We start from the raw sequence: 18223 nt of genomic DNA, 5'->3' as shown, positions 1-18223 counted from the left end.
TGTTATCATAAAAATCAGAAAGATGAGGGATGACGATGAGCCATTTGTTAACGATGAGTGAATTATCGGAACAAGAAATTTCAGAAATCCTAAAAGACGCAGAAGATTTTGCGAATGGAAAAGAGAGAAAAACGACAGAGCAAATATTTGTTGCGAACTTGTTCTTTGAGAATAGTACGAGAACGAGATTTAGCTTCGAAGTTGCTGAGAAGAGATTAGGACTTGATGTATTAAACTTTTCAGCAGATTCATCTAGCGTACAAAAAGGAGAAACTTTATACGATACGATAAAGACACTAGAATCAATCGGAACAAAAGCGGTAGTCATCCGCCATGAGCAAGATCGCTACTTTGATGAGCTGAAAGATCAAGTAAACATTCCAATCTTGAACGCTGGAGATGGATGTGGAAATCATCCAACGCAATGTCTGCTCGACCTTCTAACAATCAAACAAGAGTTTGGAAGATTTGAAGGTTTGAAGATTGCAATAGTTGGAGATGTTCGTCATAGCCGAGTAGCACGTTCTAATGCAGAAGCATTAGCAAAACTGGGCGCGACAATTTACTTTGCAAGCCCAGAAGAGTGGAAAGATGAAGATAACACATTTGGAACATACAAAGCATTAGATGAACTTGTTCCAGAAGTGGATGTGATGATGTTACTTCGTGTACAACACGAGCGTCATGACCATTATGAAACAGACATTATGAAAGAGTATCATGAGAAACACGGATTAACAGTTGAAAGAGAAAAACGTATGAAAGAAGGAAGCATTATTATGCATCCAGCCCCTGTAAACCGTGATGTTGAAATTGCGAGTGAACTTGTTGAGTGTGAACGCTCACGCATATTTAAGCAAATGGAAAACGGGGTCTACGTAAGAATGGCTGTACTAAAACGCGCATTACCAAATGTATTAGGAGGAATGAAACATGAATTATTTGTTTAAAAACGGTCGTTATATGAATGAAGAAGGAAAAATTGTAGCAACAGATCTTCTCGTACAAGACGGTAAAATTGCGAAAGTAGCAGAAAATATTACGGCAGATAATGCTGAAGTAATCGATGTGAACGGGAAGTTAATCGCACCTGGATTAGTAGATGTACACGTACATCTTCGTGAACCAGGTGGTGAACATAAAGAAACAATTGAAACAGGCACATTAGCAGCAGCAAAAGGTGGATTTACTACAATTTGTGCAATGCCAAATACACGCCCAGTACCAGATTGTAAAGAACATATGGAAGACCTGCAAAAACGTATTAAAGAAAAAGCGCATGTTAATGTACTACCGTACGGAGCAATTACAGTACGCCAAGCAGGTTCTGAAATGACAGATTTCGAAACGTTAAAAGAACTTGGGGCATTTGCTTTCACTGATGACGGTGTAGGCGTACAAGATGCGAGCATGATGTTAGCTGCTATGAAGCGTGCAGCGAAATTGAATATGGCAGTAGTTGCGCACTGTGAAGAGAATACACTTATTAATAAAGGTTGTGTACATGAAGGGAAGTTTTCTGAGAAACACGGACTAAACGGCATCCCATCAGTATGTGAATCTGTACATATTGCAAGGGATATACTGCTTGCTGAAGCGGCAGATTGTCACTATCACGTATGTCACGTAAGTACGAAAGGATCTGTACGTGTAATCCGTGATGCAAAACGTGCTGGAATTAAAGTAACAGCAGAAGTAACACCGCATCACTTAGTGTTATGTGAAGATGATATCCCATCAGCTGATCCTAACTTTAAAATGAACCCACCGCTTCGTGGAAAAGAAGATCATGAAGCGTTAATTGAAGGGCTATTAGATGGAACGATCGATATGATCGCAACTGACCATGCACCACATACAGCGGAAGAGAAAGCACAAGGAATTGAAAGAGCACCATTCGGAATTACTGGTTTTGAAACAGCATTCCCACTTTTATATACGAACCTTGTGAAAAAAGGAATCATTACATTAGAGCAACTAATTCAATTCTTAACAGAAAAACCAGCTGACACATTCAGTTTAGAAGCAGGGCGCTTAACAGAAGGTAGAACAGCTGATATTACAATTATCGATTTAGAACAAGAAGAAGAGATTGATCCAACAACATTCTTATCAAAAGGAAAAAACACGCCATTCGCAGGCTGGAAATGCCAAGGTTGGCCGGTTATGACAATCGTTGGTGGTAAGATCGCATGGCAAAAGGAGAGTGCATTAGTATGAAAAGACAACTTATCTTAGAAGATGGAACAGTATTAATTGGAAAAGGTTTCGGAGGAGAAATCGAAAAGTCAGGTGAGGTTGTATTTACAACTGGAATGACTGGATATCAAGAAACATTATCTGATCCATCATACTGCGGTCAAATTGTAACATTTACTTACCCATTAATCGGAAACTACGGCATTAATCGTGATGATTTCGAATCAATTCATCCATCTGTAAATGGTTTAATCGTAAACGAAATTTGTGATCACCCATCAAACTTCCGTAATGAAATTTCGTTAAATGATTACTTAAAAGAAAGAAACATCCCAGGATTAGCAGGAATTGATACGAGAAAATTAACAAGAAAAATTCGTCAATACGGTACATTACGCGGACGTCTATGTAACATGGATGTAGATGTAGAATACATCGTGAGTCAATTAAAAGCGACAGTATTTACAGATCATGTAAAACGCGTATCAACAAAAGATCCATACCCAAGCCCAGGCCGTGGTCATCGAGTTGTACTTGTAGACTTCGGAATGAAACATGGTATTTTAAGAGAATTAAATAAGCGTGACTGTGATGTAATTGTAGTACCTTACAATACAACAGCAGAAGAGATTTTACGCCTTAGCCCAGATGGAATTATGTTAAGTAATGGACCTGGGGATCCAAAAGATGTACCAGAAGCAATTGAAATGTTAAAAGAAATCATCGGTAAAGTTCCTTTATTCGGGATTTGCTTAGGACATCAATTATTCGCTCTAGCATCTGGTGCGAATACAAGTAAGTTGAAATTCGGTCACCGTGGTTTAAATCACCCAGTAAAACACCTTGCAACTGGAAAAGTAGCAATTACATCTCAAAACCATGGTTACGCAGTAGAAGAAGAGTCAGTTAAAAATACAAATCTTGAAATTACGCATGTTGCTTTAAACGACGGAACAGTAGAGGGTCTTCGTCATAAGAAGTTCCCTGCATTTACAGTACAATACCATCCAGAAGCTTCAGCAGGACCAGAAGATGCAAATGATTTATTCGAAGATTTCTTAGCAATGATTGAAAACTTCAAGAAAGAAGGGGAAGAGTTATGCCAAAACGCCTAGACATTAACACAATTTTAGTAATCGGATCAGGACCAATTGTAATTGGGCAAGCAGCAGAGTTTGATTACTCTGGTACACAAGCTTGTCAATCTCTTAGAGAAGAAGGTTACAAAGTAATCCTTGTTAACTCTAACCCAGCAACAATTATGACAGATACTGCAACAGCAGATAAAGTATATATAGAACCATTAACATTAGAATTCGTAAGCCGTATCATTCGTAAAGAACGTCCAGATGCAATCCTACCAACATTAGGTGGTCAAACAGGGTTGAATATGGCTGTTGAACTTGCGAAATCAGGCATACTTGAAGAGTGCGGAGTTGAAATTTTAGGAACAAAATTATCAGCAATCGAGCAAGCGGAGGATCGTGATTTATTCCGTACATTAATGCAGGAATTAAATGAACCAATTCCATCTAGCACCATTATTCATACGCTAGAAGAAGCACATGAATTTGTAAAAGAAATTGGTTATCCAGTTATTGTTCGCCCAGCATTTACAATGGGGGGAACAGGTGGCGGAATCTGTAGTAATGAAGAAGAACTAATTGAAATCGTATCAGGTGGATTAAAACATAGTCCAGTAACACAATGTTTATTAGAAAAGAGCATTGCTGGTTGTAAGGAAATTGAATATGAAGTAATGCGTGATTCGAATGATAACGCGATTGTAGTATGTAATATGGAAAATATCGATCCAGTTGGGGTTCACACAGGTGATTCTATCGTTGTAGCACCGAGCCAAACATTAAGTGACCGTGAGTATCAAATGTTACGAAATACTTCATTAAGAATTATTCGCGCATTAGGAATTGAAGGTGGATGTAACGTTCAGCTTGCACTTGATCCACATAGCTTCCAATACTATGTAATCGAAGTAAACCCGCGTGTAAGTCGTTCGTCTGCACTAGCATCTAAAGCAACTGGATATCCAATTGCGAAGCTAGCGGCGAAAATTGCAGTCGGTTTAACATTAGATGAAATTGTAAACCCAGTAACACAAAAAACATACGCTTGCTTCGAGCCAGCATTAGACTATGTTGTTTCAAAAATTCCACGTTGGCCATTTGATAAGTTTGAATCAGCAAACAGAACACTTGGTACACAGATGAAGGCAACGGGTGAAGTTATGTCAATCGGACGTAACTTAGAACAATCATTATTAAAAGCGGTTCGTTCTTTAGAACTTGGTAGCTATCACTTAGAATTAGATCACTTAAAAGAACTTGACAAAGAAACAATGAAAAAACGCATTATTAAAGCCGATGATGAGAGACTGTTTATTGTAGCAGAAGCAATTCGTCAAGGTGTAACGAAAGAAGAAATCAACGAATGGTGTGAAATGGACTTCTTCTTCTTACAAAAAGTTGAAAACATCGTAAACATGGAACGCAAAGTAAAAGAAAATGTAGGAAATATGGAAGTATTACAATCTGCGAAAGAAATGGGCTTCAGTGACCATTACATCGCAGCTGCTTGGAACAAAACAGAGCGTGAAATTTACGATATGCGTAAAGAAAGCAATATGACTCCTGTTTATAAAATGGTAGATACTTGTGCGGCAGAGTTTGAATCTGCAACACCATACTACTACAGCACATATGGTGACGAGAATGAATCGATTGTAACAGATCGTAAGAGTGTAGTTGTACTAGGATCTGGTCCAATCCGTATTGGTCAAGGTGTTGAGTTTGACTATGCAACAGTTCACTCTGTATGGGCAATTAAAGAAGCTGGATATGAGGCAATCATTGTTAATAACAACCCAGAAACAGTTTCAACAGACTTCAGTATTTCTGACAAATTATACTTTGAACCACTAACAATCGAAGATGTAATGCACATTATCGATTTAGAAAAGCCAGAAGGTGTTATCGTTCAGTTCGGTGGACAAACGGCAATTAACTTAGCTGCTAAATTAGAAGAACACGGTGTGAAAATCTTAGGAACATCACTTGAAGATTTAGACCGTGCAGAAGATCGTGATAAGTTTGAAGCAGCGTTAACGCAGCTTGGTATCCCACAACCAGTTGGTAAAACAGCAACGACTGTAGAGCAAGCGGTAGCAATCGCTGACAAAATTGGTTACCCAGTATTAGTAAGACCATCTTACGTACTTGGTGGACGTGCGATGGAAATTGTATATCGTCAAGAAGAACTGCTGCACTATATGAAGAACGCAGTTAAAGTTCATGCGGATCACCCAGTATTAATTGACCGCTACATGGTTGGTAAAGAAATTGAAGTAGATGCAATCTCAGACGGTGAAAATGTATTCATTCCAGGTATTATGGAACATATTGAACGCGCTGGAGTTCACTCTGGGGATTCAATTGGAGTATATCCACCACAAAGCTTATCTAAAAAACTAAAAGAACAAATTATTGAACATACAATTGCACTTGGACGAGGATTAAATATTGTTGGATTACTAAATATCCAGTTTGTAGTATTCAAAGATGAAGTGTATGTAATTGAAGTAAATCCACGTGCGAGCCGTACAGTACCATTCTTAAGTAAAATTACAGGCGTACCGATGGCGAATGTTGCAACGAAAGTTATTTTAGGTCAAAACCTTGTAGAACAAGGATATGGAACTGGCTATCACCCAGAAGAGAAGGAAGTGTATGTAAAAGCTCCAGTATTCTCATTTGCGAAACTACGCTCAGTTGATACAACATTAGGGCCTGAAATGAAATCAACAGGTGAAGTAATGGGTAAAGACTTAACGCTTGAAAAAGCATTATACAAAGGGCTAGTTGCTTCTGGAATTAACATTCCAACGCACGGATCAGTAATCATTACTGTAGCTGATAAAGACAAAGAAGAAGCGCTGGAAATTGCAAAACGTTTCCACGAAATCGGCTATAACTTATTAGCAACAGCTGGAACAGCACAATCGTTAGCAGAGCAAAATATTCCAGTGCAAGTTGTAAACAAAATTGATTCTGAAGAATACAACTTACTTGATATTATCCGTCAAGGAAAAGCACAGTTTGTAATCAATACATTAACAAAAGGAAAACAACCAGCGCGTGATGGTTTCCGCATTCGCCGTGAATCAGTAGAAAATGGTGTGGCTTGCTTAACATCACTTGATACAACGAGAGCAATCTTGAGAGTACTAGAATCTATGACATTCTCAGCTCATTCAATGAAAGAAATTACGCAAACGAAGCGTCACGAGGTGGTACATGCATGATGCAAAAGCAAAATATGATCGTCGTTAACCAAAAAGAAATCGCAAAAAACATTTACGAATTAGTGCTTCAAGGGGATCTGGTGCAGCAAATGAACGATCCAGGGCAGTTTGTACACATAAAGGTAGCAGAGGGCATTACGCCCCTTCTGCGCCGCCCAATTAGTATTTGTAATGTCGATCAAGACAAGAACGAATTTACAATGCTATATCGTGCGGAAGGACAAGGAACAAAAACATTAGCAAAAAGAAAACAAGGTGAACTTGTAGATGTGTTAGGACCACTTGGTCATGGATTTCCTGTAGAAGAAGCGGAAGCTGGACAAACGGCTTTATTAGTAGGCGGGGGAATTGGTGTACCACCACTATATGAATTGTCGCAGCGTCTTGTAGCAAAGGGAGTACGCGTTATTCACATCTTAGGTTTTCAAACGAAAGATGTTGTCTTCTATGAAGAGAAATTCGCAGAGCTTGGTGATACGTATGTTGCAACAGTTGATGGTACGCACGGTACGAAAGGGTTTGTAACAGATGTAATTGATAGCTATGGAATTGACTTTGACATTCTATACTCATGTGGACCTTTAGCGATGCTTCGTGCATTAGAAGGACGCTATAAAGAGAGAAAAGCCTACATTTCATTAGAAGAACGTATGGGCTGTGGCATCGGAGCATGTTTCGCATGTGTATGCCATTTGCAAGCAGATCCGAGTGGACATTCTTACAAGAAGGTGTGTAGCGACGGACCAGTATTTCCAATCGGGGAGGTTGTACTATGAACAGATTGCAAGTTGAATTACCAGGGTTATCATTAAAAAATCCAATCATCCCAGCATCTGGTTGCTTCGGATTTGGTCGTGAGTATGCACAATTCTATGATTTAAGTGTACTTGGATCAATTATGATTAAAGCGACGACAGAACAACCTCGTTATGGAAACCCAACGCCTCGTGTTGCTGAAACACCAGGCGGAATGCTAAATGCAATTGGGCTTCAAAATCCTGGGTTAGAAAAGGTAATGAATTCTGAATTACCTTTTCTCGAGCAATTTGATCTTCCGATTATTGCAAATGTTGCTGGTTCACAAGCTGAGGATTACGTAGCGGTTGCGAAGGAAATTTCAAAAGCACCAAATGTTCATGCGCTAGAATTAAATATTTCTTGTCCAAACGTAAAAACGGGTGGTATCGCTTTTGGTACAAATCCTGAAATTGCTGCTGATTTAACGAAGCGAGTAAAAGAGGTTTCTGAAGTGCCGGTATATGTGAAATTGTCACCGAACGTGGCAAACATTGTGGAGATTGCAAAAGCAATTGAAAATGCAGGTGCGGACGGTTTAACGATGATTAATACATTGCTTGGTATGCGTCTAGATTTAAAAACTGCAAAACCAATTTTAGCAAACCGTACGGGCGGACTATCAGGGCCTGCGATTAAGCCAGTAGCAATTCGTATGGTACATGAAGTAAGTCAAGCGGTTAACATTCCGATTATCGGAATGGGTGGTATTGAAACTGCGGAAGATGTAATTGAATTCTTCTACGCTGGCGCAAGCGCAGTTGCAGTAGGGACAGCGAACTTTATTGATCCGTTCGTTTGTCCAACGATCATTGAAGAGTTACCTGCATTACTAGATGAGCTAGGATTTGACCACATTTCGGAATGTCAAGGAAGGAGCTGGAAGCAAACATGTCACAGTCGTTAATCGTTGCACTGGATTTTCCAGGTAAGAAAGAGGTAGAACAATTTTTACATCACTTTGAAGGGGAAGAGTTATTTGTCAAAGTTGGTATGGAGTTGTTTTATAAAGAGGGATCTGCAATTATTACGTACTTAAAGGAAAAAGGACATAAAATCTTTCTAGATTTAAAGCTTCATGATATTCCGAATACAGTAAAAAGCGCTATGCGCAGCCTAGCTAGTCTAGATGTTGATATGGTAAATGTTCATGCTGCTGGGGGAAGCAGTATGATGAAAGCTGCGATCGAGGGATTAGAGGAAGGTAAGCAAGAAGGAAAAGAGAGACCGATTTGTATTGCAGTTACACAACTAACAAGCACTTCGGAAGCTATGATGAAAAAAGAGATTGGTATTGAGAAAACGTTAGAAGAAGCGGTTGCTCATTATGCCAAATTAACGAAAGAAAGTGGACTTGATGGAGTTGTTTGTTCAACACTTGAAGTACCAAAATTACGTGAAGTATGCGGGGAAACATTTGTAACAGTAACACCGGGGATTCGTCTTGCAAGTGATGATGTGAATGACCAAGTGCGCGTTGCAACACCGAAACGTGCGAGGGAACTTGGTTCAAGCTACATCGTAGTTGGACGTAGTATTACAAAAGCAGAAAATCCGCTTGAAGCGTATAAAACAGTAAAACAACAGTGGGAAGGTGTAACAGTATGAAAAAAGAAATCGCATCGCATTTATTAGAAATTGGAGCAGTATTTTTACAACCGAATGATCCATTCACTTGGTCTTCTGGTATGAAATCACCAATTTATTGTGATAATCGTTTAACTTTATCTTATCCAAAAGTACGCCAAGCGATTGCAGCTGGATTAGAAGAGTTAATTAAAGAGCACTTCCCAACTGTAGAAGTTATTGCAGGAACAGCAACTGCTGGTATTGCGCACGCTGCATGGGTAAGTGATCGTATGGATTTACCAATGTGCTACGTACGTAGTAAAGCAAAAGGACACGGTAAAGGGAACCAAATCGAAGGAAAAGCTGAAAAAGGTCAAAAAGTAGTTGTAGTAGAAGATTTAATTTCAACTGGTGGTAGTGCAATTACATGTGTAGAAGCACTTCGCGAAGCTGGTTGTGAAGTATTAGGAATCGTATCAATCTTCACATACGAGCTTGAGTCAGGAAAAGAGAAACTAGAAGCAGCAAACGTAGCATCATATTCTTTAAGTGATTACAGTGCATTAACTGAAGTTGCAGCAGAAAAAGGTATGATCGGACAAGCTGAAACGAAAAAATTACAAGAGTGGCGTAAAAATCCAGCTGACGAGGCTTGGGTTACAGCGTAACACGAAAAAAGACGACTGCGGGGGGAAACGCGGTCGTTTTTTTTATATCATTGTTAAAATTTCATGTAAAGAGCATATAGTAGGAACATCGCACTTGAGCTGCGAGTTATCCCGATTTAACCATATCCCTTGCATGCCAGCTATTGTACTACTAATTGCATCTGTTTCTAATCGATCGCCAATATAATAGCAATCTTTTAGTTCAAAATTAGATTGTAATCCGGCCATTTGAAAAATTGCTGGATCGGGTTTTGAAATCCCGATTTTACTAGAAGTAAAAATATAGCTGAAATATTGTAGAATATTTAAAGCGGTCAACTTTTCAATTTGTTGTTCATAATCGCCGTTACTAATGATACCTAATGAATATCCTTTTTGCTTTAAGGATTGTAATGTATATAGTACATCTTCAAATGCAATCCAGTTTATTTTATACAGTTCGATATATTGATTGAATCTTTGCATAGATTCCTTAAGTGATAAATGTACTTCATATGCTTTAAATAAATGATACATTCGCAATGCTTGTTGCTCATGGAAGGATAATTGATTGGATAAAAATTTATTGAAATATTGTTCGGATAATTCATGCCACAGTTTCGTAGCCTCTAATTCGTTTCCTAGAAAAATATCATTATACTTCTGGAAGAAATGTAAAATGCCATTTCTCTCAGCGGCGTCATAATCAAGTAGAGTTCCATCGATATCAAAGAAAATCATATTACAATCTCCTTACTAATAATTACTTATTGCTTTCTGCAACTTCATATCCTCTCACAAATAATAGAGTCATATAAGAAACGATAAATGAGAAGATGCTGTACATGCCAACCCAAAAGAAAAATTTTGGAGTAAAGGCGATAACACCTATTATTAAAAAACTAGCAAACGTTACAATTGGCATTACGTAATACATTCTCGTTCTACGTGTTCCAATTATTGAAACAATAAAGATAAGTAATGGACAAATTAATAAGAAGAAAATCAATTCATTCATAGTTATGTCCCCTTTTTTAGTAGAAGTTATTTGGTTCTCATAAACGTTTTGAATAATTGCTCTCCTAAAATAATTTCGCTAAGTGACAAAAAACACCTTTTGAAAGTCGTATCTTTTCTAAGAATAAAAAAAGTAATGATAGTGAGTAAACAAAAAAATATTTGCTAACGAATAGAAATAAATAAAAAAGTGCTACCTTATTCGGTGGCACTTTTTTACTTTACTGAATGAGATTTTTGCATCTTTTTAATTAATCGAATTTGTCCACGGTGATTGATTTCATCTTCAAATACGTGAAGCTTTAACAAGGAATAACAATTAGTTCCCTATTTGCTTTTGTAATAACTTCATAACCGTCTTTTGTAATGACAATATCATCTTCAATTCTACAACCGCCCCAGTTTGGTATGTAAATACCTGGTTCAACTGTAACAACCATCCCCTCTACTAAAGTAGCTGTACTTTCTTGGGATAGGCGAAGAGGCTCATGTATTTCTAGACCAAGGCCATGACCGGTAGAGTGGCCAAAATATTGACCATATCCGTGTTCTGTAATGTAGTTTCTTGTTATATCATCGATACTTTTCGCAGCTTCTCCAGGTTTAATTGCTTCAGTTCCACGTTTTAATGCTTCTAGCACAACATTATATATTTTTTTGAATTCTTCTGATGGCTCGCCGATTGCTACAGTACGTGTAATATCGGAACAATATCCATTATAAAGGGCACCGAAATCTAATGTAACGATATCGCCGCGCTCGATTATTTTATTTGATGCGACTCCGTGGGGGAGAGAAGAACGAACACCAGAAGCCACAATGATTTGAAATGATGAGGATGTAGCTCCTTTTTTTCGCATGAAAAATTCTAATTCATCTCGGACATCAGTCTCACTTATTCCTGGCTTTAGAAATTGAAGGATGTGGTGAAATGCTTCGTCAGCAATATGAGCTGCAAATTTCATTATCTCTATTTCGGGAGTGTCTTTAATAATACGAATATCTTCGATGATTTCACACACCTGAACTATTTCCGCATGTATATATTTTTGTAAGTTCTTATATTGTTGTAGAGTCATGTTATTTTCTTCAATTCCAAGTTTTTGAATGTTTAATTTCGATACTTGATTTGCAATTTCTTCTTCTAAATTTCCTTTATGCATAATAATTTCGGCTTCTTTTATTTGTGATTTCGCCTGATCTACATAGCGAAAGTCGGTTATAAAAATAGCTTTATCCGCAGAGATTAAGACGACGCCAGCGCTACCTGTAAAGCCTGTTGCATATTGACGATTTTCTTTTTTTGTAATAAGTAATCCATCAATTCCGTAGTTATGCAGTTGTTTTTGTATTTTATTAATTCTTAAAGTCATGTTAATGCCCCCTTTTCACAGTATTGAATAAAGCAAGTAGCGTGCCAAAATATATATTTAGAGAAAAGATAGTGGGAATTGCATATATTTTAGAGAAGGTAAGAAATGTAGCCCACTATTTGTGGAAGGTGGGCTGCTCGTGAAATACAGATTGCTTCAATTATCAGTGGGGGAATGAAAAATACATCGATTCAAGATTCACTTTCTTTACACACTGTAAAAAAATTTATACAAATACGAAATAGCGCGTCAAATTTTTTTGACAATATTGAAGTTAGGAAAGAAAAGTATAAGTGATTTTTAGATTATATATTTGGAAAAGTAGTATGCTCCCTGTTTTATTTGAATATAAAATTTAATATATAAATAGATGATGATTATTGATATAATAGGTAATTGTTGGATTTCTCTCGAAGATAGGAATGCGTAACGAATATAAATGAATAAGGAATGTGAGTACATGAAGAAATTAAGTAAATTAATGTTATTCTGTTTAGCGACTAGTATGCTTGTTGTAACAGGCTGTGAAAAAAGTAATAACAACGTTCAACTCAATGAAAAAGTTGATCAGCTGGATGAAGCGCCAGAGGTGACAGAGAAAGAAGCTAAAAAGATCGTAAGAAAGAGTGTAGATGAAATTGCAAACTCTTTTAGTGAAATGGAAAAAGAAAATGGATGGAGTCGAAATAATCCTGGAGATTTGGATACAGCTAAAAAAGGGGTTAAGGGATTAGTTTCAAATAAGTTTGTAGAGAATCAGCTTCCTGGATTACTTGATACATTTAATAGGTCAAGAGAAACGGATATGTTGCCATTTCCTATTCATATTGAGCCAGAAGTGAGGCTAACTTATTCGCAGAAAAATGATGTTTTAAAGATTGAGACACTCACCCTTGCAAATGATATGGGGAATGAAGCGGAGACGTGGGAATTTATTTTAGTTTATAAAGATGGAAAATGGTTAATGGATAGATGGTCATCAAATACTCCAGCAGATTTAAAGTTAACTAAAGAAGAAGCTAACGAACTTCTTAGAGTACAAGGTTTCAAGAATGTCTCTTTTGTTAGAGAAGAGAATAGTGGCGATAAGAAATATATTTTTAAAGAAAGTAACGGAGTAGTTGCTGTGGACGCCCAAACATCTGTTATTACATACAATGTAGATGATAAAAAACAAGAAAAGATAACGAAAGAAGATGTTATTCAAGAACAAGAAACAGCTAAGAGAAATGATTCCAGTACGTATACTAGCTCAAAAGAAGAGAAGCAGCTCAAAAAAGAATCTTCTTCAGCATTAGGTAAAACTAAGGTTCTAAATGAGTTAGCAGCTCTAGAAAATCAAGAAAAACATACGAACGTTATGACAACAAACGATATAGTAAATGAAATAGAAGGAAATTATCAATTGTGGGATAGTAAATTAAATGAAATTTACAACACATTAAAAAATACTATGTCCCCTGATGCATTTCATTCGTTAAAAACGAAACAAATTGCGTGGGTTAAAGAAAAAGAAAGTAAAGTTAAAGCAATTGGTACTGATCCAAACAATGGAACGATGAGACGTATAGAAGCTTCAGAGGAGAAATATAAGATGACAAAAGAAAGATGTTACGAATTAGTTAATGGATATATGAACTAAACTAAAAACATAAAAAAATGCGTTGCTTACAAGCAACGCATTTTTAAGTATTTACGCTTTTAATTTCATTACTGTGTCGGCATCTGGCGTTACATATATTGTTTGTTGATTATCATATGTAACAAATCCCAGTTTTGCACCACTCGGTTTTTTGACATGGCGTATTTTTGTGAAATCTACAGGAACAGAGCTAGAATCTTTTGCTTTACTGAAATAAGCGGCTATTTTAGCAGCTTCTAGTAAAGTTTCTTCAGCAGGCTCCAAAGAACGAATGACAACGTGAGACCCAGGTATGTCTTTCGTATGTAACCAAATCTCATCACGACGAGCGAATTTCGTTGTTAAATAATCATTTTGTTTATTATTTTTACCGACGAAAATTTCTGTGCCATCACTAGCCAAATATTTATCCAATATTGGTTTAGTTGGTTTTTTCTTTGCATTCTTCGTCTTACGACTACGCACATAACCTTCTTCAGCTAGTTCCTCACGAATTTCTTCAATGTCTTTTGAAGAAGCAGCTTCCATTTGTTGCAGTAAGCTATCAAAATAAAGAATTTCTTCATTTGTTTTTTCGATTTGTTCTTCTACAATAGCAACCGAATTTTTCGCTTTTTGGTACTTTTGGAAATAGCGCTGTGCATTTTCAGATGGTGTTTTTAAAGGATCTAATGTGATTTTTACAGTTCCACTATTTTCGTCGTAATAGTTAACAACTTCAATATCTTTATCCCCTTTTTTCAAAGCATACATATTGGCTGTAAGTAGCTCTCCAAATAATTGATATTTATCTGCTTTTCCAGCGTCTTGTAATGTTTTTTCTAGTTTAATTAGCTTCTTTTCATTTTTTGACTTTTCATTTTGCATAAATCGCTCTAAATCGTGAGCTTGTTGTTTTACACGATCGCGCTCTGCTTTACCAAAGAAGAAACGATCCAACAATTCACTAACAGACGAAAATGTTTTTTCATTTCCTTGCAAGTGAGAAAGAGGGAATAGGTAAAAGAACTCTTTTCCATTTGCAGTTATCATTGTTGGCACGTACTGATGCGTTAGTAGTGGTTTTTGCAAGATGAAGAAAGCTTCAGATAATGCTTTTTCATTTACCATACCTGCTTTTTTCACAACTTCTTTTGCAAAGAGTGGGGAAATCCCCATAAAAGCTCCGACAAGCTGTTTATCCATATTTCCAGATAAAAAGTCTAGTGGTCTAATAAAATCATCCGCATTTTCAATGTGCAGTGGGTTGATTTTATGTTGGGCTGGTGGTGCAACATATTCAGCTCCCGCATATACAGTTCGATGACGGTTTACGGCTAAAGAAACGTGTTTTAAGCTATCTAAAATAACATTTGTTTTCGTATCTACTAAGATAATGTTACTGTGTCGTCCCATTATTTCGATTACTAATGTTTTTAAAGATTCGTCTCCGATTTCATTACGACTGCGAACTGTAATTTGAATAATACGTTCCAAGTCAATTTGTTCAATTTTTTCAATAAACCCACCTTCTAAATGTTTGCGAAGAAGCATACAAAACATCGGCGGTATCGCTGGTGAATCATAGTTTTGATTCGTTAAGTGCATACGCGCATATGTAGGATGAGATGAAAGAATCAGCTTTTGGTTTTTTCCGTTTGCTCGAATATGTAATAAAATTTCATATTTTGAGGGTTGATATATTTTTGAAATTCTTCCTGTTTGAAGAGAATTTGCAATTTCATGTGTAATCGCTCTTGTGAATAATCCATCGAATGCCATGAATGAACACTCCTTTCTAACTAAAAGTTAATTATAGCATTTTTTTGGACGAGGCTGAATAAGCTTTCATTAGAGTATGTCTGGAATCAGGAGGTCGATGGCAGAATGAACTGGTATGAAATGCGTGCACATGAAGTGGAGGAAAGAACGAATACGAATGTGGAGGTAGGTCTTACAGAGCAAGAAGCAGAGGGGCGATTAAAGAAATTTGGTACAAATGAATTGGAAGAAGCAAAGCGCCCTTCTGCGCTTATGGTGTTTTTAGCGCAATTTAAAGATTTTATGGTGCTTGTTTTATTTGGTGCTACAATTATTTCGGCTTTTTTAGGAGAGTATATCGACTCTATTGCAATTGTTGCAATCGTTATTATTAATGGTATCCTAGGTTTCTTTCAAGAGAGGAAAGCTGAAAAATCGTTGGAAGCTTTAAAAGAATTGGCCGCTCCTCAAGTTACTGTACTAAGAAATGGAAAGTGGATAAAGGCACCGTCTAAAGCGCTTGTACTAGGTGATATTATTAAGTTTTCAAGTGGTGACCGTATTGGCGCGGATGTTCGACTTGTGGAATCCTCAAGTTTATATATTGAAGAGTCGGCTCTTACAGGAGAGTCAGTGCCTGTGCAAAAGAAGGTAGAGGCGTTACAAGGTCAAGATGTTTCAATTGGGGATCAAAAAAACATGGCATTTATGGGGACGATGATAACGAGAGGTGCTGGAACAGGAGTAGTCGTAGCAACTGGAATGAATACAGCTATGGGGCAAATTGCAAATATGTTGCAAAATGCTGAGCAAATGGAAACGCCATTACAAAGAAGATTAGAACAGCTTGGGAAAATTTTGATTATTGTCGCTCTTATTTTGACAGCTCTTGTTGTACTAGCCGGTGTATATCAAGGGAATGAAGTGTATCACATGTTTTTGGCTGGGGTTTCGCTCGCTGTTGCGGCTATTCCGGAAGGATTGCCAGCAATCGTTACGGTTGCGTTATCACTTGGCGTACAGCGCATGATTAAAAAGAAGGCGATTGTGCGAAAGTTGCCGGCTGTAGAAACATTAGGCTGCGCCTCTGTTATTTGCTCAGATAAAACAGGAACAATGACACAAAATAAAATGATGGTAACGCATATGTGGTCAGGTGGAGAATTGTGGAAGGTAACAGGTCAAGGTTATGAGCCAACAGGTTCGTTTATGAAGGGTGAAAAAGTAATTGACCCTGCTAAGACGAAATCACTTTATCAACTACTTACATTTGGCTGTTTATGTAATAATGCGAATGTTATTCAAAAGAAAAAGACGTATGTGTTAGATGGAGATCCAACAGAGGGAGCTCTCGTTGCAGCAGCAATGAAGGCGGGGATATCACGTGAAGCTCTTAAAGGAAAGTTTGAAGTCATTCGTGAATTTCCTTTTGATTCAACTAGAAAAATGATGAGCGTTATCGTTCGTGATCGTGAAGGCAAAAAATTTGTTATTACAAAAGGAGCACCAGATGTTCTTTTGCAAATGAGCCAAACAATTTTATGGGGAAATAAACAGCAGCCTTTAAGTGAACTGTACCGAAAAGAAGTGCAGGCAGCGGTTCATAGTTTGGGAAGTCAAGCTTTACGAACGATTGCGGTGGCATTTAAACCGTTAAAAATTACAGATTCAATTGAACATGAAAGAGAAGTCGAGCAGGATTTTATGCTTGTTGGAATACAAGGAATGATAGATCCGCCAAGACCAGAAGTTGCACAAGCGGTGAAAGAGTGTAAGGAAGCTGGTATTAGAACGGTAATGATTACGGGAGATCATAAAGTGACAGCAATGGCAATTGCGGAACAGTTAGGGGTTTTACCACCGGGTGGACGCGTTGTAGAAGGAGTAGAACTTGCGAATATGGATGTGGAGGCATTAGAAAATATTGTAGAAGATACGTATGTATTCGCTCGTGTGTCTCCTGAGCATAAATTGAAAATTGTTAAGGCATTGCAAAATAGGGGGCATATAGTAGCTATGACAGGTGATGGAGTGAACGATGCTCCAGCTATTAAAACAGCCGATATAGGGATTGCGATGGGGATTACAGGGACAGATGTTGCAAAGGAAGCTTCTTCACTTGTGTTGTTAGATGACAACTTCGCCACGATTAAATCGGCGATTAAAGAAGGTAGAAACATATATGAAAATATCCGGAAGTTTATTCGGTATTTGTTAGCATCTAATGTTGGTGAAATTTTAGTTATGTTATTTGCGATGTTACTTGCTTTGCCATTGCCGATGGTTCCGATTCAAATTTTGTGGGTGAACTTAGTTACTGATGGTTTACCAGCGATGGCATTAGGGTTGGATAAAGCTGAAGGAGATGTGATGAAGCGAACGCCACGCCATCCGAAAGAAGGGGTATTTGCTAGAGGGCTTGCGTGGAAAATTATAAGTCGTGGTTTTCTAATCGGAGCAGTGACATTAGTAGCGTTTATTATTGCATTTAACCAGCATCCGAACGAATTGAAGTATGCACAAACGGTAGCATTCGCAACATTAGTACTTGCTCAGCTTATTCATGTATTTGATTGTCGCAGTGAACATTCTATATTTCATCGCAACCCATTTGGAAATATATATTTAGTAGGAGCGGTTATTATTTCCTTATTGTTAATGCTTGTAGTTATTTATTATCCGCCATTACAACCGATTTTTAGCACATTGCCGATACAAGCACGAGATTGGTTGTTAATTGGAGGGTTATCATCTATTCCGACATTCTTATTAGTAGGATCCTTATTAACAAGAAAAAAGGAGGAAAAGAAAAAACCACTGTTATATAAGAAGGGATTAAACTTGAAATAGTCAATAATATGAAAATGTGATATAATTTACAGAAGGTAGTAGAGTTGCATCTCTATTACCTTTTTCATTGAGT

General features: G+C 37.4%; 14 protein-coding genes and 1 pseudogene. 10 read left to right on the top strand and 5 right to left on the bottom strand.

The genetic code is table 11. From position 1 onward, the window contains the following. Window positions 1-35: 35 nt before the first annotated feature. Genes pyrB through pyrE form a run of 8 tightly spaced genes read left to right on the top strand, consistent with a single transcriptional unit; the run spans window position 36 to window position 9549 of the window. Window positions 36-950, top strand: a complete 915-nt coding sequence (gene pyrB, locus ACTFQM_RS14435; protein WP_328045891.1) for an aspartate carbamoyltransferase — start codon at window positions 36-38, stop codon at window positions 948-950. Continuing rightward, complete coding sequence (pyrC, locus tag ACTFQM_RS14430) at window positions 934-2220, top strand: dihydroorotase (protein WP_440034960.1); 1287 nt, start codon at window positions 934-936, stop codon at window positions 2218-2220. Before pyrB ends, pyrC begins: the two co-directional genes overlap by 17 nt. Then, window positions 2217-3314 (top strand): carbamoyl phosphate synthase small subunit, encoded by a 1098-nt coding sequence (locus ACTFQM_RS14425; RefSeq protein ID WP_440034958.1) that lies wholly within the window; start codon window positions 2217-2219, stop codon window positions 3312-3314. The genes pyrC and ACTFQM_RS14425 overlap by 4 nt, the downstream gene beginning before the upstream one ends. Continuing rightward, complete coding sequence (gene carB, locus ACTFQM_RS14420; RefSeq protein WP_440034955.1) at window positions 3299-6517, top strand: carbamoyl-phosphate synthase large subunit; 3219 nt, start codon at window positions 3299-3301, stop codon at window positions 6515-6517. The genes ACTFQM_RS14425 and carB overlap by 16 nt, the downstream gene beginning before the upstream one ends. After that, complete coding sequence (pyrK, locus tag ACTFQM_RS14415) at window positions 6514-7293, top strand: dihydroorotate oxidase B electron transfer subunit (protein WP_002173137.1); 780 nt, start codon at window positions 6514-6516, stop codon at window positions 7291-7293. The genes carB and pyrK overlap by 4 nt, the downstream gene beginning before the upstream one ends. Continuing rightward, window positions 7290-8219, top strand: a complete 930-nt coding sequence (gene pyrD / locus ACTFQM_RS14410) for a dihydroorotate oxidase B catalytic subunit (protein WP_001081053.1) — start codon at window positions 7290-7292, stop codon at window positions 8217-8219. The genes pyrK and pyrD overlap by 4 nt, the downstream gene beginning before the upstream one ends. After that, window positions 8204-8920, top strand: a complete 717-nt coding sequence (gene pyrF / locus ACTFQM_RS14405; RefSeq protein ID WP_440034954.1) for an orotidine-5'-phosphate decarboxylase — start codon at window positions 8204-8206, stop codon at window positions 8918-8920. Before pyrD ends, pyrF begins: the two co-directional genes overlap by 16 nt. Further along, window positions 8917-9549, top strand: a complete 633-nt coding sequence (gene pyrE, locus ACTFQM_RS14400) for an orotate phosphoribosyltransferase (protein ID WP_000711455.1) — start codon at window positions 8917-8919, stop codon at window positions 9547-9549. The genes pyrF and pyrE overlap by 4 nt, the downstream gene beginning before the upstream one ends. A 42-nt stretch (window positions 9550-9591) precedes the next feature. Here the strand turns inward: pyrE and ACTFQM_RS14395 are convergent, their stop codons facing one another. From ACTFQM_RS14395 to ACTFQM_RS14380, 4 genes and pseudogenes are all read right to left on the bottom strand, one after another. Next, window positions 9592-10269: an HAD family hydrolase gene (locus tag ACTFQM_RS14395; RefSeq protein WP_440034952.1), complete on the bottom strand. Its 678-nt coding sequence runs from the start codon at window positions 10267-10269 to the stop codon at window positions 9592-9594. Between the two features lie 22 nt (window positions 10270-10291). After that, window positions 10292-10546 (bottom strand): YbeF family protein, encoded by a 255-nt coding sequence (locus tag ACTFQM_RS14390; protein WP_025148304.1) that lies wholly within the window; start codon window positions 10544-10546, stop codon window positions 10292-10294. A 215-nt stretch (window positions 10547-10761) separates the two neighbouring features. Continuing rightward, a pseudogene (locus tag ACTFQM_RS14385) lies at window positions 10762-10842 on the bottom strand (DinB family protein); the annotation flags it as partial. Between the two features lie 5 nt (window positions 10843-10847). Then, window positions 10848-11918: a M24 family metallopeptidase gene (locus ACTFQM_RS14380; protein WP_440034950.1), complete on the bottom strand. Its 1071-nt coding sequence runs from the start codon at window positions 11916-11918 to the stop codon at window positions 10848-10850. A gap of 460 nt (window positions 11919-12378) precedes the next feature. On the opposite strand from ACTFQM_RS14380, the gene ACTFQM_RS14375 reads away from it, so the two are divergent. Continuing rightward, on the top strand, window positions 12379-13560 hold the full coding sequence (locus ACTFQM_RS14375; protein WP_440034948.1) for a lysozyme inhibitor LprI family protein: 1182 nt from the start codon (window positions 12379-12381) through the stop codon (window positions 13558-13560). Window positions 13561-13611: 51 nt separating this feature from the next. Here the strand turns inward: ACTFQM_RS14375 and ACTFQM_RS14370 are convergent, their stop codons facing one another. Beyond that, window positions 13612-15321, bottom strand: coding sequence for an Rqc2 family fibronectin-binding protein (locus tag ACTFQM_RS14370; RefSeq protein WP_327910532.1), 1710 nt, complete (start codon window positions 15319-15321; stop codon window positions 13612-13614). 105 nt (window positions 15322-15426) lie between these two features. Here ACTFQM_RS14370 and ACTFQM_RS14365 point away from each other — a divergent pair, with 105 nt between their 5' ends. Further along, the gene (locus ACTFQM_RS14365; protein ID WP_440034945.1) at window positions 15427-18150 is read left to right on the top strand and encodes a calcium-translocating P-type ATPase, SERCA-type; all 2724 of its coding nucleotides are present in this window, start codon (window positions 15427-15429) and stop codon (window positions 18148-18150) included. The last annotated feature ends 73 nt before the right edge of the window (window positions 18151-18223 follow it).

Origin of the sequence: Bacillus cereus group sp. MYBK30-2, from assembly GCF_051915945.1 — a bacterium.
Lineage (GTDB): Bacteria > Bacillota > Bacilli > Bacillales > Bacillaceae_G > Bacillus_A > Bacillus_A paramycoides.
Note: the sequence above shows the minus strand (reverse complement) of the source record. Positions and strands in the feature narration are given on the sequence as shown.